19 protein-coding genes are annotated in these 21,443 nt (G+C 73.5%); 5 read left to right on the forward strand and 14 right to left on the reverse strand.

The features are described from left to right. Positions 1–3 precede the first annotated feature (3 nt). From ACIPSC_RS02360 to ACIPSC_RS02380, 5 genes are all read right to left on the reverse strand, one after another. On the reverse strand, positions 4–1,212 hold the full coding sequence (locus ACIPSC_RS02360; RefSeq protein ID WP_400822335.1) for an acetylornithine transaminase: 1,209 nt from the start codon (positions 1,210–1,212) through the stop codon (positions 4–6). Further along, the gene (argB, locus tag ACIPSC_RS02365) at positions 1,209–2,141 is read right to left on the reverse strand and encodes an acetylglutamate kinase (protein WP_400822336.1); all 933 of its coding nucleotides are present in this window, start codon (positions 2,139–2,141) and stop codon (positions 1,209–1,211) included. Before argB ends, ACIPSC_RS02360 begins: the two co-directional genes overlap by 4 nt. 58 nt (positions 2,142–2,199) lie before the next feature. Continuing rightward, positions 2,200–3,372 carry a bifunctional glutamate N-acetyltransferase/amino-acid acetyltransferase ArgJ gene (argJ, locus tag ACIPSC_RS02370; protein WP_400822337.1) on the reverse strand — a complete coding sequence of 391 codons (1,173 nt, stop codon included), beginning with the start codon at positions 3,370–3,372 and terminating at the stop codon, positions 2,200–2,202. Then, the gene (gene argC / locus ACIPSC_RS02375) at positions 3,369–4,397 is read right to left on the reverse strand and encodes an N-acetyl-gamma-glutamyl-phosphate reductase (RefSeq protein ID WP_400822338.1); all 1,029 of its coding nucleotides are present in this window, start codon (positions 4,395–4,397) and stop codon (positions 3,369–3,371) included. The genes argJ and argC overlap by 4 nt, the downstream gene beginning before the upstream one ends. 198 nt (positions 4,398–4,595) lie before the next feature. Next, entirely contained in the window at positions 4,596–5,798 is a 1,203-nt protein-coding gene (locus tag ACIPSC_RS02380) for a methyltransferase (protein WP_400822341.1), read from the reverse strand. 97 nt (positions 5,799–5,895) lie between these two features. Here ACIPSC_RS02380 and ACIPSC_RS02385 point away from each other — a divergent pair, with 97 nt between their 5' ends. Both ACIPSC_RS02385 and ACIPSC_RS02390 read left to right on the forward strand, forming a co-directional pair. Next, the gene (locus tag ACIPSC_RS02385) at positions 5,896–6,297 is read left to right on the forward strand and encodes a VOC family protein (RefSeq protein ID WP_238739856.1); all 402 of its coding nucleotides are present in this window, start codon (positions 5,896–5,898) and stop codon (positions 6,295–6,297) included. A 117-nt stretch (positions 6,298–6,414) separates the two neighbouring features. Then, a complete protein-coding gene (locus ACIPSC_RS02390; protein ID WP_400822342.1) occupies positions 6,415–6,789 on the forward strand; it encodes an RNA-binding S4 domain-containing protein in 375 nt (124 codons plus the stop codon). Positions 6,790–6,998: 209 nt separating this feature from the next. Here ACIPSC_RS02390 and ACIPSC_RS02395 read toward each other — a convergent pair whose 3' ends face one another. Continuing rightward, entirely contained in the window at positions 6,999–7,892 is an 894-nt protein-coding gene (locus ACIPSC_RS02395) for an SAM-dependent methyltransferase (RefSeq protein WP_400822344.1), read from the reverse strand. A gap of 254 nt (positions 7,893–8,146) precedes the next feature. Between ACIPSC_RS02395 and ACIPSC_RS02400 the strand changes: the two genes are divergently transcribed. Together ACIPSC_RS02400 and ACIPSC_RS02405 are read left to right on the forward strand one after the other, a co-directional pair. After that, positions 8,147–9,088, forward strand: a complete 942-nt coding sequence (locus tag ACIPSC_RS02400) for a polysaccharide deacetylase family protein (protein WP_400822345.1) — start codon at positions 8,147–8,149, stop codon at positions 9,086–9,088. A gap of 133 nt (positions 9,089–9,221) precedes the next feature. Then, a complete protein-coding gene (locus ACIPSC_RS02405; RefSeq protein WP_400822346.1) occupies positions 9,222–10,220 on the forward strand; it encodes a ketopantoate reductase family protein in 999 nt (332 codons plus the stop codon). Positions 10,221–10,283: 63 nt separating this feature from the next. Here the strand turns inward: ACIPSC_RS02405 and ACIPSC_RS02410 are convergent, their stop codons facing one another. Further along, positions 10,284–11,102: an SDR family NAD(P)-dependent oxidoreductase gene (locus tag ACIPSC_RS02410; RefSeq protein ID WP_400822347.1), complete on the reverse strand. Its 819-nt coding sequence runs from the start codon at positions 11,100–11,102 to the stop codon at positions 10,284–10,286. Positions 11,103–11,382: 280 nt separating this feature from the next. Between ACIPSC_RS02410 and ACIPSC_RS02415 the strand changes: the two genes are divergently transcribed. Further along, entirely contained in the window at positions 11,383–12,252 is an 870-nt protein-coding gene (locus ACIPSC_RS02415) for a 3-hydroxybutyryl-CoA dehydrogenase (protein WP_400822349.1), read from the forward strand. Between the two features lie 108 nt (positions 12,253–12,360). Here the strand turns inward: ACIPSC_RS02415 and ACIPSC_RS02420 are convergent, their stop codons facing one another. The 7 genes from ACIPSC_RS02420 to rplT form a co-directional block, all read right to left on the reverse strand. Next, positions 12,361–13,452, reverse strand: coding sequence for a sugar ABC transporter substrate-binding protein (locus tag ACIPSC_RS02420; RefSeq protein ID WP_400822351.1), 1,092 nt, complete (start codon positions 13,450–13,452; stop codon positions 12,361–12,363). Between the two features lie 241 nt (positions 13,453–13,693). Beyond that, positions 13,694–14,530: a chitosanase gene (locus ACIPSC_RS02425; protein ID WP_400822352.1), complete on the reverse strand. Its 837-nt coding sequence runs from the start codon at positions 14,528–14,530 to the stop codon at positions 13,694–13,696. 186 nt (positions 14,531–14,716) lie between these two features. After that, complete coding sequence (gene pheT / locus ACIPSC_RS02430) at positions 14,717–17,218, reverse strand: phenylalanine--tRNA ligase subunit beta (protein WP_400822354.1); 2,502 nt, start codon at positions 17,216–17,218, stop codon at positions 14,717–14,719. Next, positions 17,218–18,339 carry a phenylalanine--tRNA ligase subunit alpha gene (pheS, locus tag ACIPSC_RS02435; RefSeq protein WP_400822355.1) on the reverse strand — a complete coding sequence of 374 codons (1,122 nt, stop codon included), beginning with the start codon at positions 18,337–18,339 and terminating at the stop codon, positions 17,218–17,220. Before pheS ends, pheT begins: the two co-directional genes overlap by 1 nt. A gap of 304 nt (positions 18,340–18,643) precedes the next feature. Continuing rightward, positions 18,644–19,747 carry an ATP-binding protein gene (locus ACIPSC_RS02440; protein WP_400822357.1) on the reverse strand — a complete coding sequence of 368 codons (1,104 nt, stop codon included), beginning with the start codon at positions 19,745–19,747 and terminating at the stop codon, positions 18,644–18,646. A gap of 212 nt (positions 19,748–19,959) precedes the next feature. After that, positions 19,960–20,829, reverse strand: coding sequence for a TrmH family RNA methyltransferase (locus ACIPSC_RS02445; protein ID WP_400822359.1), 870 nt, complete (start codon positions 20,827–20,829; stop codon positions 19,960–19,962). Positions 20,830–20,979: 150 nt separating this feature from the next. Beyond that, positions 20,980–21,375 carry a 50S ribosomal protein L20 gene (rplT, locus tag ACIPSC_RS02450; protein ID WP_030055649.1) on the reverse strand — a complete coding sequence of 132 codons (396 nt, stop codon included), beginning with the start codon at positions 21,373–21,375 and terminating at the stop codon, positions 20,980–20,982. Positions 21,376–21,443: the final 68 nt, after the last annotated feature.

Consider the following 21,443-nt stretch of genomic DNA (forward strand, 5'->3'; position numbering starts at 1 on the left):
GGACTACGCTCGAATCGCATCGGCCGGGGCGTTCTCCCGCACCGTCCGGAGGATCTCCGGCAGCGCGGCCAGGAAGGCGTCCGCCTCCTGCTCGGTGAGCACCAGCGGCGGGGCGAGCCGCACGGCGTCCGGGACGGCGGCGTTCACCAGGAAGCCGGCCTCCTGGGCGACGGCCTGCACCTGGGCCGAGACCGGCTCGGTGAGCACGATGCCGAGCAGCAGCCCGGCGCCGCGCACGTGCGAGACCAGCGGGTCGCCGATCGCCTCGATGCCCTTGCGCAGCCGCTCGCCGAGCTTGCGGGTGTGCTCCAGCAGGCCCTCGGACTCGATGGTGTCGAGCACCGCCAGGGCCGCCGCGGCGACCACCGGGTTGCCGCCGAAGGTGGTGCCGTGCTGGCCGGGGGTGAGCAGGTCCGCGGCCTCCCCGAAGGCGAGGACGGCACCGATCGGCAGCCCGCCGCCGAGCGCCTTGGCGAGGGTGACCACGTCCGGGTCGACGCCCTCGAAGGCCTGGTGGGCGTACCAGTGGCCGGTGCGGCCGATGCCGGTCTGGATCTCGTCCAGGACCAGCAGGGTGCCGGTGGCCCGGGTGATCTCGCGGGCGGCCACGAGGTAGCCGTCGGGCAGCGGGATCGCGCCGTTCTCGCCCTGGATCGGCTCCAGGAAGACGGCGGCGGTCTCGGTGGTGACGGCGGCGCGCAGCGCCTCGACGTCGCCGAACGGGACGTGCGTGACGTCGCCGGGCAGCGGCAGGAACGGGGCCTGCTTGGCGGGCTGGCCGGTGAGCGCGAGGGCGCCCATGGTCCGGCCGTGGAAGCCGCCCTCCAGCGCCACGAGGTGGGTGCGGCCGGTCCGCCTGCTGATCTTGAACGCGGCTTCGTTGGCCTCGGCGCCGGAGTTGCAGAAGAACACCCGGCCGGCCCGGCCGGAGAGCGCGATCAGCCGCTCGGCGAGGGCGATGGTCGGCTCGGCCATGAAGAGGTTGGAGACGTGGCCGAGGCCGGCGATCTGCCGCGTGACGGCCTCGACGACGGCCGGGTGGGCGGTGCCGAGGGCGTTGACGGCGATCCCGCCGAGCAGGTCGGTGTACTCCTTGCCGTCGGCGTCCCAGAGCTTCGCGCCCTCACCGCGGACCAGCGGGATCCGCGGGGTGCCGTAGTTGTCGGTGAAGGCGTGCTGCCACCGGTCGGTGAGCTGGTCGTTCGACGTCATGCGAGTCCCCCGGTCACGGTCGGTTCGTCGTCCGGCACGACCATCGTGCCGATGCCCTCGTCGGTGAAGATTTCCAGCAGCAGGCTGTGCTGCACCCGGCCGTCCAGGACGCGGGCGGTGCCGACGCCGGAGCGGACGGCGCGCAGGCAGCCCTCCATCTTGGGGAGCATGCCGCTGGCGAGGCCCGGCAGCAGCTCCTCCAGCTCGCTCGCGCCGAGCTGGCTGATCACGTCGTCGGAGTTCGGCCAGTCCTTGTAGAGGCCCTCGACGTCGGTGAGGATCACGAGCATCTCGGCGCCGAGCGCGACCGCGAGGGCGGAGGCGGCGGTGTCGGCGTTGATGTTGTAGACGTGGCCGTCGGCGCCGCGGGCGATCGAGGAGATCACCGGGATGCGGCCGTCGGCGATGAGCGCCTTCACGGCGCCGGCCTCGATGTTGACGATGTCGCCGACCAGGCCGATGTCGACCTGCTCGCCGTCGACGACCGCGAAGCGCTTGACCGCGGTCATGGTGTGGGCGTCCTCGCCGGTCATGCCGACCGCGAACGGGCCGTGCTCGTTGAGCAGGCCGACCAGCTCGCGCTGGACCTGGCCGGCCAGCACCATCCGGACCACGTCCATGGTCTCGGGGGTGGTGACCCGCAGACCATTGGTGAAGTTCGACTCCAGGCCCAGCTTGTCCAGTTGGGCGCTGATCTGCGGGCCGCCGCCGTGCACGACGACGGGGTGCAGGCCGGCGTAGCGCAGGAAGACCACGTCCTGGGCGAAGGCCGCCTTGAGGCTGTCGTCGACCATGGCGTTGCCGCCGAACTTGATCACGACGGTCTTGCCGTGGAAGCGCTCCAGCCAGGGCAGCGCCTCGATGAGGGTCAGGGCCTTGGGCAACGCGGTGTTGTTGCGGGCCTGTTCGCCCTTGGGTGCGATCTGCACGGGTGTCCCTTGTCGGATCCGGCTTCGGGTGGAGTGAGCGGTCAGGTGGAGTGGGCGCTCAGGTGGAGTAGGCGCTGTTCTCGTGCACGTAGTCGGCGGTGAGGTCGTTGGTCCACAGGGTGGCGGAGGCCTCGCCGGCGTTGAGCCGGGCGGTGATGACGATCTCGCGGCCGGTCATGTCGACCAGGTCGCGGTCCTCCCCCACGCCGCCGTCCCGGCAGACCCAGACGCCGTTGATGGCCACGTCGAGACGGTTCGGGTCGAACGCGGCGGCGGTGGTGCCGATGGCGGCCAGCACCCGGCCCCAGTTCGGGTCCTCGCCGTGGAGCGCGCACTTGAGCAGGTTGTTGCGGCTGATGACGCGGGCGACGTCGACGGCCTCCTCCTCGGTGGCGGCGTCGGTGACGTCGATCCGGATCTCCTTGCTCGCGCCCTCGGCGTCGCCGATCAGCTGGCGGGCGAGGTCGGCGCAGACGGTGCGGACGGCCTCGTCGAACTCCGCCCGGTCGGGGGCGATCCCGGAGGCGGCGGAGGCGAGCAGCAGCACCGTGTCGTTGGTGGACATGCAGCCGTCGGAGTCGATCCGGTCGAAGGTGGTGCGGGTGGCGCCGCGCAGCGCCCCGTCCAGCGCGGGTGCGTCGAGGTCGGCGTCGGTGGTGAGGACGACCAGCATGGTGGCGAGGCTCGGCGCCAGCATGCCGGCGCCCTTGGCCATGCCGCCGACCGTCCAGCCGGCCGGGCTGGTGACCTGGGCGGTCTTGTGGACGGTGTCGGTGGTCTTGATGGCGATCGCGGCGGCCTCGCCGCCGGTGGCGCTGAGCTCGGCGGCGGCGGTGGCGACGCCGGGCAGCAGGACGTCCATCGGCAGGCGGACGCCGATCAGGCCGGTGGAGGCGACGGCGACCTCGCCGGCGTTCAGCTTCAGCTCCTCCGCGGCCTTCTCGGCGGTGGCGTGGGTGTCCTGGAAGCCGAGCGGGCCGGTGCAGGCGTTGGCGCCACCGGAGTTGAGGACGACGGCGGAGACCAGGCCGCCCTTGAGGACCTGCTCGGACCAGAGGACGGGGGCGGCCTTGACCCGGTTGGCGGTGAAGACGCCGGCCGCGGCGAGCGACGGGCCGTCGTTGACGACCAGCGCGAGGTCCGGGGTGCCGGAGGCCTTGATGCCGGCGGTGATACCGGCGGCGCGGAAGCCCTTGGCGGCCGTCACTCCGAGGTTCTGGTCGTCGGTCACGGTGCGACTCCGTTCACGGGAAGGCCGAGCTCCTCGGGGAGGCCGAGGGCGATGTTCATGCTCTGCACCGCGCCGCCGGCGGTGCCCTTGACCAGGTTGTCGATCGCGCTGATCGCGACGATCCGCCCGGCGGTCTCGTCCAGGGCGACCTGGACGAGGGCGGCGTTGGAGCCGTAGACGCTGCTGGTCTGCGGCCAGTGCCCCTCGGGCAGCAGGTGGACGAAGGGCTCGCCGGCGAACGCCTCGGCGTAGGCGGCGCGCAGGCTCTCGCCGGTCACACCGGGCCGGGCCTTGGCGGAGCAGGTGGCGAGGATGCCGCGCGGCATCGGGACGAGGGTGGGCGTGAAGGAGACGGTGACCGGCTCCCCGGCGAGCGGGGTGAGGTTCTGCGACATCTCCGGCGTGTGCCGGTGGACGCCGCCGACGCCGTAGGCGCTGACACTGCCCATGACCTCGCTGCCGAGCAGGTGGGTCTTGGCGGCCTTGCCGGCGCCGGAGGTGCCGGAGGCGGCGACGATCACGGCCTCGGGCTCGGCGAGCTGCGCGGCGTAGGCCGGGAAGAGCGCGAGCGAGACGGCGGTCGGGTAGCAGCCGGGGACGGCGATCCGGTTGACGCCCTTCAACGCGGTCCGGTGGCCGGGCAGTTCGGGCAGGCCGTAGGGCCAGGTACCGGCGTGCGCCGAGCCGTAGAACTGCTCCCAGTCGGCGGCGGCCTTGAGCCGGAAGTCCGCGCCGCAGTCGACGATCAGCACGTTCTGGCCGAGGGCCTCGGCCACCTCGGCGGACTGGCCGTGCGGCAGCGCGAGGAACACCACGTCGTGGTCGGCCAGCACCTCGGGGGTGGTCGGCTCCAGGACGCGGTCGGCCAGCGGGATCAGGTGCGGCTGCAGGGCGCCGAGCCTGGTGCCCGCGTTCGAGCCGCCCGTGAGCGCCCCGATCTCCACCTCCGGGTGGCCGAGCAGCAGACGCAGCACCTCGCCGCCCGCGTAACCGCTCGCACCGGCGACGGCGACTCGCAATGCCATGGCATTCCTCCTTGGTCTTGGCATGAATATACGCAGTACGGAACATTCATGCAAGGAGTCTGCGACGAAGCGGCCCGACCGATGCGGCCGGAAGCGGTGGGGCCGCGCCGAGCGGGCCGAAGGGGCGCGCCGGTGGCTGAAGGGTGGGCCGGTGGCTGAAGGATGGGCCCCCGGCAAGCCGGGGCGAAGCAGGAGCCCTCAGCGCTTGACGGCCTTGAGGACGACGAACTTCGGGTTACCGGCCACGAGTTGGCAGTTGCCGAAGAGGCGGCGCAGCTTGACGTGGTAGCCGAGGTGCCGGTTGCCGACCACCCAGAGCTCGCCGCCGGGGCGCAGCGCGCGGCGGGCGCCGGTGAACATCCGCCAGGACGTGGCGTCGGTGGTGGCCTGGTGCGAGTGGAACGGCGGATTGTTGAGCACCAGGTCGACCGAGCCGGGGGCGACGGTGCCCTCGGCGAGCGCGTCGGCGGTGAGGAACTCGGCCGGGGCGTCCGGGCCCAGGTTTGCCCGGAAGGTGGCCTCGGCCGAGGCCACCGCCTGGTGGGACTCGTCGATGAAGACCAGCTCCGCGCCGGGGCTCGCCAGCGCCGTCGCGGTGCCGACCACGCCGTTGCCGCAGCCGAGGTCGACCACGCGGGCGCCGGGGGCGGCGGCCGGCAGGTGGCCGAGGAAGAAGCGGGTGCCGATGTCGAGGCGCTCGGCGCAGAAGGTGCCGGCGTGGTTGACCACGGTGTGCCCGGAGGCCGGGCCGATGTCGCCGGGCAGGGCGTAGGTGTGCGGCCAGGGGTTGGGGCCGGGGTCGAGCGCCGGGTCGGGCGTGCAGAAGATCAGCCGGGCCTTGCGGACCGCGAGCGAGGTGCGGGTCGGGCCGAGGATGCGCTCGAAGAGCTGGAGCGTGGAGGTGTGGATCTCGGTGACCATGCCGGTGCCGACCACCACGGTGCCCGGGTGGAGCGCCGGGGCCAGCCGGTGCAGCTGGTCCTCCAGCAGCGCAAGGCTCTTGGGCACCCGGACCAGCAGGACGTCGATGCGCTCGGGCGGGGTGTCCCGGGTGGTGAGCAGTCGCGCCGCGCCGGGGGCGGCGCCGGCCCGGGCCAGGTTGGCCAGGGTGGCCTGCCGGCCGAGGTGGGAGTCGCTGATCTGGGTCGGCCCGTGGGCGGCGAGCGCCGTGGTGAGGGCGCCCCAGCGGTCACCGAGGACGGCGACGGTGCGGCCGGCGAGGTCGGTGGCGGCGCCCTCGGCGCTGTCGGCCTCGCCGGCGAGGTGGCGCAGCAGGTACTCGTCGGCGGCGTCCCAGGCGCGCAGCCGCTCGCGCGGATCCTCCGGGTAACGGGTGAGGTCGAAGGTGCCCCACGAGGTGGTGAAGGGGGTGGCGGCGGCGGGCGTGCTGAGGCGGTTCATCGTGATCTCAGGCTAGCCGACCGCCGGGCGGGGGCCGCCCGGGCGGCCGATACTGGAGGAGCCCGACCGGAAGGGACTGACCGGAAGGGGTTTGGGCATGGACTGGAAGCTCGAAGTCGTGGTGGTGCCGGTTTCGGACGTGGACCGGGCCAAGGTGTTCTACGAGGAACAGACCGGTTTCACGGTGGACCACGACACCCGGATCCGTGACGGGGTCCGGGTGGTGCAGCTGACGCCGCCGGGCTCGGGGTGCTCGATCGTGGTGGGGACCGGGGTCACGGAAGCGCCGCCGGGCTCCCTGAAGGGGCTGCAGCTGGTGGTGCCGGACATCGACAAGGCGCACGGCGAGCTGGTCGCGCGGGGCGTGGAGGTGAGCCCGGTGCAGCACTTCGAGGCCGGCGCCCGGGTGGACGGGCGCGGCGGGGACTGGAACTCGTTCGTCTTCTTCAACGATCCGGACGGCAACGGCTGGGCGGTCCAGGAGTCGCCGGCCAGGTAGGGCGGCCGGCAGGCCCGGATGCGAACCCGGTTCGTGCCCGTACCCGCCGGACTTTGGTGGGCCGCACACGGCCGCGCAGCCGCGCACGGCCGGGCACGGCCTCGGTAGGCTCGGAGGATGGTCGAAGACGAGGGAAGCGTCCGGGTCGACAGCTGGATCTGGTCGGTCCGGCTCGCCAAGACGCGCGCGCTGGCCGCGGCCGCCTGCCGGGCCGGGCACGTGCGGGTGAACGGGGAGCGGGCCAAGCCCGCGCAGGCGTTGAAGCCCGGGGACGAGGTCCGGGTCCGCGAGGAGGGGTACGAGCGGGTCGTCGTGGTGAAGCGGCTGATCCGCAAGCGGGTCGGGGCCGGGGTCGCCGCGGAGTGCCTGGTGGACAACAGCCCGCCGAGGCCGCCGCGCGAGTTGACGCCGGCCGCCGGTGTGCGGGACCGGGGCACCGGGCGCCCCACCAAGCGGGACCGCCGCGAGCTGGACCAGCTGCGGCGGTCGTAGCGCGCGGGCCGGGTCCACTCATGACGCTAGCCCCCGCCACTGACCGGTTGTCAGTGGCGGGGGCTAGCGTCATGAGTGGACGGGGGACGGCCCGGTCCCGGCGCTCGGAGGGAGGCGCCGGGGCCGGTTCGCCGTGCCCCGGCGTCTCCTCACCGGCCGCACGAGCGGACGAACGGACGAGCAGGCCACAAGCGCGCCGCGAGGTGTCGTCAGCGCTTGACGGCCACGCCGGCGTAGGCGGAGACGTCCTGCCAGCCCTCGGGCAGGTCGGTGGTGGGGACGTGGCCTGCCTCCGGTCGCCAGAGCGGGAGTTGGACCAGGCCGGGGCCGGCGAACTCGAAGTCGCCGAAGAACGGCTCCACCGCGGCGCGCGGGCGCAGCACCAGCGGGGCGCTCGCGCTCTTGTAGATCCGGGCGCCCTCGGCCGCGCTCTCCCGCGAGGCGAAGTCGGGGCTGCCGTGGGAGAGGATCAGCGCGCTGCCGGGCGCGAGCGCGTCGCGCAGGGTGCGGACGATCGCCTCGGCGCCGTCCTCGTCCCGGATGAAGTGCAGCACGGCGACGAGCATCAGGGCGACCGGCTGGTCCAGGTCGACGGCGGTGCGCAGGCCGGGGTGGTCGAGGATCGAGGCCGGGTCGCGCAGGTCGGCCTCGATCACCGAGGTGTGGCCCGCCTTGTGACTCGCCAGCAGGGCGCGGGCGTGGGTGGCGACGATCGGGTCGTTGTCGACGTAGACGACCCGGGCGTCCGGGACGACCTGGCGGGCCACCTCGCTGGTGGAGCCGACGGAGGGGATGCCGGTGCCGATGTCGACGTACTGGCGGATGCCCCGGCCGGCCGCGTACTCGACGGCGCGGCCGAGGAATTCGCGGTTGGTGCGGGCCAGCAGCGGCAGAGCCGGGTAGGCGGCGATGGCGGCCTCGGCCGCCTTGCGGTCGGCCTCGAAGTTGTCCTTGCCGCCGAGGTAGTAGTCGTACATCCGGGCGGTGTGCGGAACGCCGGTGTCGAGCTCGGTCGGCGGCTCCCAGTCGTCGGCCCTGGCCCAGTCCCAGTCGCTGCCGATGTCCGTACCGGTGGCCGCCGAAGCGGTGCTGTCCTCGTGCATCCTGTTCCGTCCCCCTGTGCTCACTTCCGGAATCCACTGCCGGATCGGGCTGCCGCCGCGGCACAACTCCCCCGAAGCACGCGGCGCGCCGTGATCGTATCCGACGGCCTGCCCCGGAAACAGTGAGAGTTCGGGGTTTGTCCGGTGCCGCACGGCGCGCGTGTGTGCACGATGTGTGTGAACGCCGACGGCCGACCGGGGGGCCGCGCCGTCGAATCGCCCCCGGACCTGAGCCGTCTCTATGCTGGCTGCCGATGACTGCCGACCGGATGATCGCCGACCGCCGCACCCTGCTGCGCACCACCGCCAGGCTCGCCGTGCTGACCGCCGGGGGCGGGCTGCTCGCCGCGTGCGGGAGCACCGGCCCGCGCCGGGCCGACCCGGGGGCGCTCGCCGTGCACCCCGGCACCGTCGACCCGGCGGGCGGGGACCCGGCCGCGGTGGACCCGGCCTGGCCGGGCGGCGAGGGGCCGGCCTCCCCCGTACCGACCGCCTCCCCCTCCGCGGACCCGCAGCCCGGCGCCGCGGCTGCCGCCGCCACGGCGTCCGCGCCGCCGAGCCCACCGGTGCTGCCGCCGCTGCCCCCCGGTACCCCGCTGGAGGTCGTGTACGGTCCGCGCACCGGCAAGAACGTCGCGCTCACCGTCCACGGCAGCGGCGACCCGAAGCTGGCCACCGCCCTGCTGGAGATCGCCGAGCAGCGCGGCGCCGGGCTGACCGTGATGGTCGTCGGCAGCTGGCTGGACCAGCAGCCGCAGATGGCCCGGCGCATCCTGGACGGCGGCCACGAGCTGGGCAACCACACCCAGAACCACCAGAACATCTCGGCGATGAGCCCCGACCAGGCGCGGGCCGAGATCGCCCAGTGCGCGGAGCGGCTGCAGCGCCTGACCGGCTCGATCGGCCGCTGGTTCCGCCCCTCCGCCGCCCAGTACGCCACGCCGATGGTGCGCGAGCAGGCCAAGGCGGTCGGCTACGAGCACGTGCTCTCCTTCGACGTCGACCCGCGCGACTACAGCGACCCGAGCGCGGCGGAGCTGCAGCGCCGGGTGCTGACGTCGGCCAAGGGCGGCTCGGTGGTCGCCCTGCACATGGGCCACCAGTGCACGGTCGACGCGCTGCCCGGCATCCTGGACGGCCTCGCCAAGGCCGGGCTGAAGCCGGTCACGGCCAGCCGGCTGTTCACTCCGGCCTAGGCCGGGCGCCGGCCCGGGCCTCACGCCGGCCCGGGCCCCACGCCGGCCCGGGCCCCACGCCGGCCCGGGGCCGGAGCGCCGGGCGTCCCGGGAGCGCCTGACCCGGCGCCCGCCGCCGTGCCATGCTTCCGCCATGCGCTACATCATCGTCGGGGCGGGTGCGGTGGGCGGCACGATCGGTGCCCGGCTGCACGAGGGCGGGCACGAGGTGGTCCTGGTGGCACGCGGCGCGCAGCTCGCCGCGCTGCGCGAGGACGGTCTGCGGTTCGGCACCCCGGAGGGCGTGCGGACGCTGCGCATCCCGGTGGCGGACGGCCCCGAGGGCGTGGCGCTGCGCCCCGACGACGCCCTGGTGCTGGCCGTGAAGACACAGGACAGCGCCGCCGCGCTGGCCGCGTGGGCGCCGCGTCCGGTGGCCGGCGGCGGCACGGCCGGCGAGCGGCTGCCGGTGCTCTGCGCGCAGAACGGGGTGGAGAACGAGCGGCTCGCGCTGCGGCTCTTCCGCCGGGTGCTGGCGGTGTGCGTCTGGCTGCCGTCGGGGTTCGTGGAGCCGGGCCTGGTCACCGCCGCCGGGACGCCGGTGAGCGGGGTGCTGCGGATCGGCGGCTACCCCGCGGGCGACGGCGGCGCGACGGCCGCGGCCGTGGCGGCCGACCTGGCGGCGTCCGCGTTCAGTGCGCCCGTCGACGCCGCCACGATGGACTGGAAGTACACCAAGCTGCTGGGCAACCTCGGCAACGCGCTGGACGCGGTGGCCGGCCCGGTCGAGGGCGATCCGCTCGACGACCTGCGCCACCGGGTGACGGCCGAGGGGGCGGCGGTGCTGGCCGCGGCGGGCATCGCGCACCACGACCCGCAGGAGCAGGCCGCGCTGGCCGCGAAGGCGATGACGATGGGACCGGTGCCGGGGGTCGGGCGCAGCGGCAGCTCGTCCTGGCAGAGCCTGGCGCGCGGCACCGGCTCGATCGAGGCGGACCACCTCAACGGCGAGATCGTGCTGCTCGGCCGGCTGCACGGGGTGCCGACGCCGTTCAACGAGGCGCTGCAGCGGCTGGCCAACGCCTTCGCCCGGGCCGGGCGCGCGCCCGGTTCGCTCACCGCCGGGGAGCGGCAGGCGCTGCTGGAGCTCTGACGCGCGCCGGGCCGCCGCCATCGGACCGCCGCGACGCGCCGCAGCTCCCGCACCACCCCGCCGTCAGCCCATCGGGTCCTCCGGCCCGTACGGGCGCAGCCGCAGCGTGCGGGCGTCCGCCTCGCGGATGGCATCGGCCCGCCCGACCAGCTCCTCCAGGTTGTCCCGCCCGGCGTGGATGAAGCGGCCGTGCAGGGCGTCGAAGCGCCCGCGGGCGGCGTCGACGACGACCGCGACCACGTACGGGATGGAGCCCCAGGACTTCATGTCGCGGAACATCGGCATCCCGGCGGTCATGTCGGTGGCGACCGCACCCGGGCTGATGTCGAGGACGACCACGTGGTGCTCGGCGAGCGGATCGGCGAGGTTGTCGGAGAGCCGCAGCAGCGCGGCCTTCGAGGTGGCGTACGCGGTGTAGTGCGGGTCCGGGCGCAGCGCGAAGCCGGAGTTGAGGTTGACCACCCGCCCGCGGCCGCGTTCGACCATGCCGGGCAGGACGGAGCGCAGCAGGTTGTAGGGGCCGCGCAGGTTGGTCTCGACGACCTGCCACCACTGGTTCGGGTCGGTCTCCCAGAGCGGGGCCTCGCTCGCGTCGACCTGGCCGGCGTTGTTGACCAGCAGGTCGACCGGGCCGAGGTCGTGCTGGACGACGCGGACGGCCTCGCGCACCGAGGCGGGCCGGGTGACGTCGGCGGCGACGGCGACGCCCCGGGCGCCGTGCCGGGCGCACTCCCGCAGGGTCTCGGTGAGGGTCTCGTGGGTGCGGCCGACGAGGCCGACGGCCATGCCCTCGGCGGCGAGGCCGATGGCGGTCTCCCGCCCGATCCCGCGGCCGGCTCCGGTGACCAGGGCGACCTGCCCCGTGAGCGATCCCGTCGGCATCCCGTGCTCCCTTCGCCTGCGGCCCGCCCGCCGCCGGGCGGCCGTCCCGCATTCTGTCCGCCCGGGGGCGGGGCGGGACCCGGGCGCACGGGCGGGATCGGCCGCCTCACCCGTCCGGCCCACCCGGGGAGGGGATGACCTACCGGCCGGTACGGAGTAGTAACGTCGTCGAGGCGGTTCACGGGTGCCCGGATTCCGGTGCTCCCCACCGCTGAACAGCAGCTTGCTGGGCCACCTGTCGCTGGGGCCGCACACCCCAGCACCATCGAAGGGCAACTGAGTGAGTGACATCGCGCGCGTCGGAGTGATCGGCTGCGGTCTGATGGGGTCGGGCATCGCGGAGGTGTTCGCCCGGGCCGGGCTGGACGTCCTGGTGTCGGAGGCCAGCGGGGAAGCCCTGGAGTTCGGCCGCACCCGGGTGACCAACTCCCTGGAGACGGCCGTCAAGCGGGGCAAGCTGACGGTGGAGCGGCGCGACGAGGCGCTGGCCCGGCTGACCTTCACCACCGACCTCGCCGACTTCGCCGACCGTGACCTGGTGGTCGAGGCGGTCGCCGAGCGCGAGGACATCAAGGTCCAGATCTTCCAGACGCTGGACCAGGTGATCGAGCGCCGGGACGCGATCCTCGCCTCCAACACCTCGTCGATCCCGATCGTGAAGCTGGCCGCCGCCACCACGCGCCCGGAGCAGGTCATCGGCCTGCACTTCTTCAACCCGGCGCCGGTGCAGAAGCTGGTCGAGGTGATCCCCACCCTGACCACCTCGGCCACCACCACCGAGCGGGCGGAGGCGTTCGCCACCGAGGTGCTCGGCAAGGAGCCGATCCGTGCCCGCGACCGTGCCGGCTTCGTGGTGAACGCCCTGCTGGTGCCGTACCTGCTCTCGGCGGTGCGGATGTTCGAGTCGGGCGTGGCCACCGCCTCCGACATCGACAAGGGCATGGAGGCCGGCTGCGCCCACCCGATGGGCCCGCTGCGCCTGTGCGACCTGATCGGCCTGGACACCATCGTGTCGATCGCGGAGTCGATGTACGACGAGTACAAGGAGCCGCTGTACGCCGCTCCCCCGCTGCTGTCCCGGATGGTCGACGCGGGCCTGCTGGGCCGCAAGTCCGGCCGCGGCTTCTACGACTACACCGCGAGCGCCTGACGGCTGCGGTGCCCCTCCCCGGTCGGCCGGGAGGGGCACCGGCCACAGACGCTCGGCGCCGGCCACAGATCCGCGGCAGCGGCCACGGCTGCTCGGCGCCGGCCGCCGCTACTTGAGGCCGGCCGCCGCGCAGGCGTCCGCGTACTCCGGGGTGCAGATGTCGGCCGCCTTGTAGAGGCCGCCGCCGACCACGGTCACCTGGACCTTCGGCTTGGTCACCACGATCGGGGTGAGCAGCAGCGAGGGGATGCGCTGCCCGCCGCTCTCGGTGAGCGAGCTCGCGGAGGAGCTGATGTCCATGCCCTCCAGCAGCTGGACGGCGATGCTGCCCGCCGCCTCGGCCTCGGGCTTGTAGGGCTTGTAGATGGTGTAGGTCTGCTCGCCGGTGAGCACCCGGCGCACTGCGTCGATGGACGCGTCCTGGCCACCCACCGGCACGTTCTTGAGGCCGGCCGCCTTGAGGGCGTCGACGACCGCGGCGGCCATGCCGTCGTTGGCCGCGTAGACGGCCTGGATGCCGTCCTTGCCGAGCGCCTTGATGGCCTCGTTCATCTTCGCGGTGGCCACCTCCGGCTTCCACTCGCCGGACTGCTCGTAGGCGATCTTCTTGACCCGCCCGTCCAGCGCCCGGTGCGCGCCGGCCTTGAACATCGCGGCGTTGGGGTCCGTCTCGGCGCCGTTGATCATCACCACGTTCGCGGCGGCGGCCTTCGGCCCGAGGGCGTCCAGCAGGGCCTGCCCCTGGAGCTCGCCGGTGCGCTGGTTGTCGAAGGAGACGTACGCGGAGACCTTGCCCTCGGCGAGCCGGTCGTAGGCGACGACCTGCACGCCCTTGGCGGCGGCGGCCTCGACCCACGGAGCGGTGACCTTGGCGTTGACCGGGTCGAGCAGGATCACCTTGACGCCCTTGGCCAGCAGCTGGTCGAACTGGCTCTTCTGCGCGGTCTCGCTGCCGTTGGCGTTGGCGTAGTCGACCGTGCACTTGGGGCAGAGGCCGGTGATCGTGGACTCGATCAGCGGCCGGTCGAAGGCCTCGTACCGGGTGGAGGAGGCGTTCTCCGGCAGCAGCAGGCCGATGGTCTTGTTGCCGCCGGCGGACGGCTTCTGCGCTCCGTCGTCCTGGCCGCAGGCCGCGAGGGTGAGCGCCAGCGACAGCGCGGCCGCCGTGCCTGCGGCCGCTCGACGGGTTGGTCTGTTCATGGTGGGTGATGCCTCCTGTACTGCGCCGCGTCATACGGCAGAGGACGGAGTCTCCGTGCCACTACACCGCGCCGTCAATAAGTGAAGGCTTCTTCGAGATCTGTTCTGCTCGATTCGTTATGGAGTGAAGGAAGCGTGCACATCCTCGCAGCTCGGCGTTCAACCGCTGCTGCCCCGTTCTCCACATGCCGAAGGGGCGGGAAGGCCCACACCCTCCCGCCCCTTCGGCGGCCGTCCGGCCTCAGCTGTTGATGGCGTAACTGTCGCCGTAGACCTTCCACTTCAGCGGCGGGTTGAGGTCGAAGTTCTTCGCGTTCAGGAAGACCGTCTGCTCGGTGTCGACCCGGCTGGTGTCGGCGTGGGCCTCCTCCTGCTTCATGATCACCTTGCGGGCCTCCAGGAACGCCTTCAGGTAGGTGGCCTCGTCGCCGCCCTGGGCCGGGGTCTTGGCCTTCTTCATGGCGGCCTTGCGGATGCCGCCGAAGCTGTCCGAGCTGGTGCCGGGGCCGTGCATGACGATGGCGTCGTAGTAGGCGAACTGGCCGAGCGCGCGCAGGCCGTCGGCCTTGGCCTGGCTGACCGCCGGGTTGAAGTAGACGCGGTCGCGCTCGTCGTTCTGCGCCTTCTGGAAGACGTCGTCCTTGGCGGCGGTGGCCCAGTCGCGCTCGAAGGCGGAGCCGAGGCCGGAGTGCGAGTCGGTGCCGTTGACCTTGCGCAGCGCCGGGAGGTACTTGGCCAGGACGTTGCCGGGCTTGAGGTCGGTGTAGTGCTCGACCAGCTCCAGCATGTCGCCGGTGCCGGAGCAGAAGCCTATGATGCCGGCGGTGTAGCCGCGGCCGTCCTTGATGTCCTCGATGTACTTGTACTGGGCCTTCCAGTCCAGCGAGGAGTTCTCGGCGCTGGACACCAGCTGCATCGCGATGTCCTTCTTGTGCGGGTCGTCGAGGCCGACGGCCTTGGCCTGCACGGCGGCCGGGGCCGGCGCGGCTGCCGCGACGTTGGCCGCCGCCAGGGCGGCGGGGGCGGCGATCAGCAGGGCCGCGAGGGCGACGCGGACGGTGCGGTGCTTGGATTGCATCTGACGCTCCGTGGTTTCCGTGGCGCGCGGGCAGGGGGTACCCGGCGCTGGGGTGTTAGGAAACTTTCCTAACGAGATTGAAGCGAACACGCCCAGCCCGGCGCAAGGGGTCTGCAGCGGTCTGCCCCTAAAGGCATGTGAAAGGGCCCCGACCGGCCTTCCCGGTCGGGGCCCTTCGACGCTGCGTCAGGCGCCGCGCAGCACCGCGCCCGTACGGGCCACGGCCTCGGCGACGGCCGCCTCACGGGCACCGCTCGCCTCGTCGGCGGTCAGCGTCCGGTCGGCGGCGCGGAAGCGCAGCGCGTACGCCAGCGACTTCTTGCCCTCGCCGACCTGCTCGCCGGTGAAGACGTCGAACAGCCGGATGCCCTCCAGCAGATCGCCGGCGCCGGCCTTCAGCGCGGCCTCCACCTGAGCGGCCGGGACGGCGGTGTCCACGATCAGCGCGACGTCCTGGGTGGCCACCGGGAAGGCGGAGACCGACGGGCCGGAGACCCGCTCGGCGCCGTCCTCGGTGAGCAGGTCCAGGTCGATCTCCATCGCGCCGGTGCGCTCCGGCAGACCCAGCGCCTTGACCACCCGCGGGTGCAGCTCACCGGCGTGACCGACCACGCGGTCGGTGCCGGCCACCACCAGCTCGGCGCAGCGGCCCGGGTGCCACGGGGCCAGCTGGCCCTGGCGCACGGTCAGCTCCACACCGGCCGCGCGGGCGACCGTCCGGGCGGCCTCGACGGCGTCGGCCCAGCTCGCCTGCCCGCCCTTGCCCCACCAGCCGGACGGCAGCCGCTCGCCCGCGAGGGCGACGGCGACCCGGCGCGGCTGGTGCGGCAGCGCGGCGTCCAGCGCGGCCAGCTCCTCGGCGCTCGGCCGCCGGTCGACCGCCGGGCGCGGCGCGACCGACAGCTCGTCCTTCGGCAGGAAGACCGTGCCGGTCTCGAAGACCGCCAGGTCGGTGTTGCCGCGGCCGATGTTGCGGCGCAGCGCCCCGAGCAGGCCCGGCAGCAGCGTGGTGCGCAGCGCCGGCTCCTCGTCGTTGAGCGGGTTGACCAGCTTGACGGTGCGGCGGCGGCGGTCGTCCGCCTCCAGGCCCAGCCCGTCGAAGGCGGCCCCGCCGACGAACGGGTAGTTGTTGACCTCGACGTAGCCGGCGCCGGCCAGCGCCACGCCCACCCGGCGGTGGGTGCGCTGGGCCTCGGTCAGGCCCTTGCCCGGCGGCACGGTGGGCATCCGGGCGGGGACGTTGTCGTAGCCCTCCAGCCGGATGACCTCCTCGGCGAGGTCGTACGGGTCGGTGAGGTCGGGGCGCCAGGTCGGCGGGGTGACCTCCAGGACGTCGGCGCCCGCGACCGAGCAGCCGATCTCCTGCAGGCGCCGGGTGACGGTCTCGCGGCCGTACTCGGTGCCGGCCACCCGGTCGGGCAGGTCGGCGGCGATGGTGATGGTGCGCACCGGGTGCGGGGCGGCGATGTCGGTGACGCCCGCCTCGGCGGTGCCGCCGGCGATCAGCACCAGCAGGTCGACGGCGCGCTGCGCGGCGGCGCGGGCGGCCTCCGGGTCGACGCCGCGCTCGAAGCGCTTGGACGCCTCGGACGGCAGCTTGTGCCGCTTGGCGCCGCGGGCGATGGCGACCGGGTCGAAGTGCGCCGCCTCGATGATCACCTCGGTGGTGCCCGGGCCGGCGGCCGGGTCGAGGATCTCGGTGGAGGCGCCGCCCATGACGCCGGCCAGGCCGATCGGGCCGCTGTTGTCGCAGATCAGCAGGTCCTCGGGGGACAGTTTGCGCTGCACGCCGTCGAGGGTGGTGAGGGTCTCGCCCTGCTCCGCCCGGCGGACGGTGATCGGGCCGTCGACGCGCTGCTTGTCGTACGCGTGCAGCGGCTGGCCGACCTCCAGCATCACGTAGTTGGTGATGTCGACGGCCAGCGAGATCGGGCGGATGCCCGCCTTCTGGAGGCGGCGCTGCAGCCAGATCGGCGACTTGGCGTTCGGGTCCAGGCCGACCACGGTGCGGGCGACGAAGCGGTCGCAGCCGGCCGGGTCGCTGACCTTGACCAGGTAGCCGAAGGAGTTGGCCGGCGGCACGTCGAGCAGCGCCGGGTCGGCCAGCGGCAGCCCGTACGCGGCGGCGGCCTCACGGGCGACGCCGCGCATCGAGAGGCAGTAGCCGCGGTCCGGGGTGACGGCGATGTCCAGCACCTCGTCGACCAGCTGGAGCAGCTCGATCGCGTCGGTGCCGGGCTCGTACTCGGGCGGCAGCACGATGATGCCGTTGTGGTCGTCGCCCATGCCCAGCTCGCGCGCCGAGCAGATCATGCCGGCCGAGGTCTGGCCGTAGGTCTTGCGCGCGGCGATCGGGAACGGGCCGGGCAGCACGGCGCCGGGGAGCACCACGACGACCTTGTCGCCGACGGCGAAGTTGGTCGCGCCGCAGACGATCTCCTGCGGCTCGCCGGTGCCGTTGGCGTCGCCGACGTTGACGAAGCAGTGCCGGATCGGCTTCTTGAAGCCGCTCAGCTCCTCGATGGAGAGCACCTCGCCGACCACCAGCGGACCCTTGAGGTCTCCGCCGAGCTGCTCGACCGTCTCGACCTCCAGGCCGGCGCGCACCAGGCGCTCGGCCACGTCGCGACCGGTCTCGCCGGCCGGCAGGTCGACGTACTCGCGCAGCCAGGAAAGCGGGACGCGCATCAGATCTCCATCCCGAACGGGAGGGTGAAGCGGACGTCACCCTCGACCATGTCGCGCATGTCGGCGACGTTGTGGCGGTTCATCAGGATTCGCTCCAGGCCCAGGCCGAAGGCGAACCCGCTGTAGCGGTTCGGGTCGACACCGCAGGCGACCAGCACCCGCGGGTTGACGACGCCGCAGCCGCCGAGCTCGATCCAGCCCTCCGAGGAGCAGGTCCGGCAGGGCTTGTCCGGGTTGCCGACGGACTCGCCGCGGCAGACGAAGCACTGCAGGTCGATCTCGGCGCTCGGCTCCGTGAACGGGAAGTACGAGGGCCGCCAGCGCAGCTCCAGGCCGTCACCGATCAGCTTGGAGACCAGCAGCTCGATGGTGCCCTTGAGGTCGGCGAAGGTGATGCCCTCGTCCACGGCCAGGCCCTCGACCTGCCGGAAGACCGGGGTGTGGGTGGCGTCCAGCTCGTCGGTCCGGTAGACCCGGCCGGGGCAGACGACGTAGATGGGGGGCTCGCGGTCGAGCATGGTGCGGGCCTGGACCGGGGAGGTCTGGGTGCGCAGCACGACGCCGGAGTCGGCGGTGCCGTCCGGGGCCTGGACGAAGAAGGTGTCCTGCATCGAGCGGGCCGGGTGGTCCGGGCCCAGGTTGAGGGCGTCGAAGTTCAGCCACTCGGCCTCGACCTCGGGGCCCTCGGCGACCTGGTAGCCCATCGCGACGAAGGTGTCCTCGATGCGCTCGGCCAGCGTGGTCAGCGGGTGGCGGGCGCCGCGCGGCGCACGGTCGTAGGGCAGCGTGACGTCCACCGCCTCCTCGACCAGCACGCGGGCGTCCCGCTCCGCCTCCAGCTCGGCCTGGCGCTTGGCGAGGGCCTGGTTGACGGCGCCGCGGGCCTGGCCGATCAGCTTGCCGGCGGCGGCCTTGGCGTGCGGGGGCAGGGCGCCGATCTCGCGGTTGGCGAGGGAGAGCGCGGAACGGTCGCCGGTGTGGGCGACCTTGGCCTGCTTCAGCTCGTCGAGGGAGCCGGCGGCGGCGAACGCGGCGATCGCCTCGTCCCGGGCCTGCTCCACCGCCTCGGGCTTGAGGGCCTCGACCTCGACCGGGTCGTACGACTTGTTGGGTGCCGACATCTCTATCTTCCCGTGCTCCTGCTCGTCCGTGCTCAGGTGAAGGGGGGCCAACGCCTTTCGCGTCACGCCCTGCGTGGCCGGGGCACGGGCAGCCCCCTCCTCGACGGTCAGGGGGGTTGTCCGCGGCACGGCCGCGCAGGGCGTTGCGCAACGCCAAAGGTCGAGTGTAGTCGCAGCGCGTAGCGCGACCGTCGTCAAGCCCCGTCGGGCGACGACTCCGAAAGGCCGCACGACGGCGGCCGGGCGGTGCTCCGCCCGCCGGTCCCGGGCTCGGCAGCGTGTGCTGCCTGCCGTTCCTGCTCGCTCAGAGCATGAAGTCGGGGATCCCGGCGGGCAGGATAAATCGGAACCGGGCGCCGCCGCCGGGTGCGCGGTCGACGCGGATCGAGCCGCCGTGGGCCTCGACGATGCCCTTGACGATGTAGAGGCCCAGGCCGGTGCCGCCGCGCTTGGAGCCCCGCCAGAAGCGGGTGAAGACGCGCGGCATCGACTCCTCGGGGATGCCGCTTCCTTCGTCGCTCACGGTGACAGCTGTGCCTTCCACGATGCGGGGCGGGGTGCCGGAGCGCTCCCAGACGGGTGCCTCGACGACCTCCTTGGCCGGTGCCACCTCGATCGTGACAGTTCCCTCGCCGTGGCGCACGGCATTTTCCAGCAGGTTGGCCAGCACCTGGTCGACCTTGTCGGGGTCGGCCCAGAGCACGGTGAGCGGCTCGCCGATCCGGATGTCGAAGCGGTCCTCGGGGATGCCGGTGGCGACCGTGCGCTCCACGTGCCGGCGCACCGCCGACGCGAGGTCGACCACCTGCTTGCGCAGCTCCAGCCGGCCGGCGTCGATCCGGGAGATGTCCAGCAGCTCGGCGATCAGCCGGGTGACCCGGTCGGCGTCCGCGTCGACGGTCTCCAGCATCAGCCGCTTCTGCCCGTCGGTGAACCGCTCCCACTTGGCCAGCAGGGTCGCCGTGAACCCCTTGACGCTGGTGAGCGGCGAGCGCAGCTCGTGCGCGACGGTGGCGATCAGCTCGGCGTGGCTTCGCTCGGTGCGCCGCCGCGCCTCGGTGCCGCGCAGCGCGATCACCAGCCGCTCCAGCGGCCCCTGCGGGTACGGGCGGACGTAGCGGGCGGACACCAGCACCTCGCGGCCGCCCGGCAGCAGCAGGTTGCGCTCCGGCTGGCTGGTGCGGATCGCCAGGCCGCCGTACGGATCGGTCAGCTGCCACCAGCGGCGGCCGTCGAGGTCCTCCAGCGGCAGCGCGTCCGTTAACCGGCTGCCGAGGACGGCCGCCGGGCGGATGCCGGTCAGCCGCGCGGCGGCGCGGTTGAAGCAGACCACCCGGCCCAGCGCGTCGGCGACCACCAGGCCGTCCGGCAGGTCGTCCGGGTCGAGCTCTGGCCCGCTGCCGACCATGGGTGTCCTCCCCGATTACCCACCGTGTCTTTCCCCCCACCGAGGCAGACCCTAGCGTCTCGCAGCCCCCCGCAGTAGGGCCCGCGGCGTGGCGAACGCGACTTCCGGGGGCGGCCGGGGCGCGTCCGGCCGCCCCTGCGGGCCTGCGGCGCGAACGCCCGGACCGGCGCACGAGCGTCCCCGGGACGGGCCCGGGGAGCGTCGGACCCGCCCTACGGCCGCGCCGCGCGGCACCCGCCGGGCGAGCGCTGCGCCCGCGCGGAGGCGTAGAGGCAGACCGCGGCGGCCGTGGCCAGGTTGAGGCTCTCGGCGTGTCCGTGGATCGGCACGCGCACCACCTCGTCGGCGAGAGCGCGGGTCTCCTCCGGAAGCCCCCACGCCTCGTTGCCGAACACCCAGGCGCCGGGCGCGCCGAGGGTGCCCTCGTCCAGCTCCTGGTCGAGGTCGCGCTCCCCCGCGCCGTCCGCGGCCAGCACCCGCACCCCGGCCTCGCGCAGCCGGGCGACGGCCTCCTCGACCGGGACGCCGACGGCGACCGGGAGGTGGAACAGGCTGCCGACCGAGGCCCGGACCGCCTTCGGGTTGTAGAGGTCCACCGAGGCGTCGGTGAGCACCACGGCATCCGCGCCGGCCGCGTCGGCGGTGCGCAGCACGGTACCGGCGTTGCCGGGGTCGCGGACGTGCGCCAGCACGGCGACCAGCTTGGGCCGGGCCTTGAGCACCTCGTCGAACGGGGTGTCGATGAAGCGGCAGAGCGCCACGATGCCCTGCGGGGTCACGGTGTCGCAGATCTCCGCGATGACCTCGTCGGTGGCGGTGAGCACCGCGATCCCCTCGGCCCGGGCCGCGGCCACGATCCCGGCGTGCCGCTCGGCGGCCTCCGGGGTGGCGTACACCTCGACCACGGCGTGGTCGGCCGAGCCCGGCAGCTTCCCGAACGCGACGGCCTCGCGGACGGCCTGCGGACCCTCGGCGAGGAAGCGGCGCTCCTTGGTGCGCTGGTTCCGCTTGGCGAGCCGACGGGCGGCGACGACTCGGGGCGAGCGCAGGGAGGTGAGCAGGGGGGTGTCGGTGCTCTGCATGGTCTCGTCTCTGGGCGGGGTGCCGGGGCCGGGTGGCGGGAGCGGAAGCCGGGTGGCGGGAGCCGGGTGCCGGGCGGTTGCCGGGGGAAACACACGGACCCGCAGGCAATCCTGCGGGTCCGTGTCAGATCAACTGATCCAGGGAGTGGATCAGGCGGCGTCGGCGGCGGCCTTCGGGGCGTTCACGTCGGCCGGCAGCGCCTTCTGCGCCACCTCGACCAGGGAGGCGAAGGCACCCGGGTCGTTGACGGCGAGGTCGGCCAGCATCTTGCGGTCGATCTCGACGCTCGCGGCCTTCAGACCCTGCACGAAGCGGTTGTAGGTGATGCCGTTGGCACGGGCCGCAGCGTTGATGCGCTGGATCCACAGCTGACGGAAGTCGCCCTTGCGCTTCTTGCGGTCGTTGAAGTTGTAGACCAGCGAGTGGGTGACCTGCTCCTTGGCCTTGCGGTACAGGCGCGAGCGCTGGCCGCGGTAGCCGCTGGCGCGCTCCAGGATGACCCGGCGCTTCTTGTGGGCGTTGACTGCCCGCTTGACGCGTGCCACTTGATTACTCCTTGGGTAGGACCACGGACTACTTCACGTGGTCCGTCATTCGAATGGGTCGGGAAGGA

It is taken from the genome of Kitasatospora sp. NPDC090091 (genome assembly GCF_044747365.1).
Lineage (GTDB): Bacteria > Actinomycetota > Actinomycetes > Streptomycetales > Streptomycetaceae > Kitasatospora.

Excerpts from the sequence above, each read along its gene's own strand:
- ACIPSC_RS02360 (WP_400822335.1), bottom strand. The coding sequence starts at position 1,212 with ATGACGTCGAACGACCAGCTCACCGACCGGTGGCAGCACGCCTTCACC.
- argC (WP_400822338.1), bottom strand. The coding sequence starts at position 4,397 with ATGGCATTGCGAGTCGCCGTCGCCGGTGCGAGCGGTTACGCGGGCGGC.
- ACIPSC_RS02380 (WP_400822341.1), bottom strand. The coding sequence starts at position 5,798 with ATGAACCGCCTCAGCACGCCCGCCGCCGCCACCCCCTTCACCACCTCG.
- ACIPSC_RS02385 (WP_238739856.1), top strand. The coding sequence starts at position 5,896 with ATGGACTGGAAGCTCGAAGTCGTGGTGGTGCCGGTTTCGGACGTGGAC.
- ACIPSC_RS02390 (WP_400822342.1), top strand. The coding sequence starts at position 6,415 with ATGGTCGAAGACGAGGGAAGCGTCCGGGTCGACAGCTGGATCTGGTCG.
- ACIPSC_RS02395 (WP_400822344.1), bottom strand. The coding sequence starts at position 7,892 with ATGCACGAGGACAGCACCGCTTCGGCGGCCACCGGTACGGACATCGGC.
- ACIPSC_RS02400 (WP_400822345.1), top strand. The coding sequence starts at position 8,147 with ATGACTGCCGACCGGATGATCGCCGACCGCCGCACCCTGCTGCGCACC.
- ACIPSC_RS02405 (WP_400822346.1), top strand. The coding sequence starts at position 9,222 with ATGCGCTACATCATCGTCGGGGCGGGTGCGGTGGGCGGCACGATCGGT.
- ACIPSC_RS02410 (WP_400822347.1), bottom strand. The coding sequence starts at position 11,102 with ATGCCGACGGGATCGCTCACGGGGCAGGTCGCCCTGGTCACCGGAGCC.
- ACIPSC_RS02420 (WP_400822351.1), bottom strand. The coding sequence starts at position 13,452 with ATGAACAGACCAACCCGTCGAGCGGCCGCAGGCACGGCGGCCGCGCTG.
- ACIPSC_RS02425 (WP_400822352.1), bottom strand. The coding sequence starts at position 14,530 with ATGCAATCCAAGCACCGCACCGTCCGCGTCGCCCTCGCGGCCCTGCTG.
- pheT (WP_400822354.1), bottom strand. The coding sequence starts at position 17,218 with ATGCGCGTCCCGCTTTCCTGGCTGCGCGAGTACGTCGACCTGCCGGCC.
- pheS (WP_400822355.1), bottom strand. The coding sequence starts at position 18,339 with ATGTCGGCACCCAACAAGTCGTACGACCCGGTCGAGGTCGAGGCCCTC.
- ACIPSC_RS02440 (WP_400822357.1), bottom strand. The coding sequence starts at position 19,747 with ATGGTCGGCAGCGGGCCAGAGCTCGACCCGGACGACCTGCCGGACGGC.
- ACIPSC_RS02445 (WP_400822359.1), bottom strand. The coding sequence starts at position 20,829 with ATGCAGAGCACCGACACCCCCCTGCTCACCTCCCTGCGCTCGCCCCGA.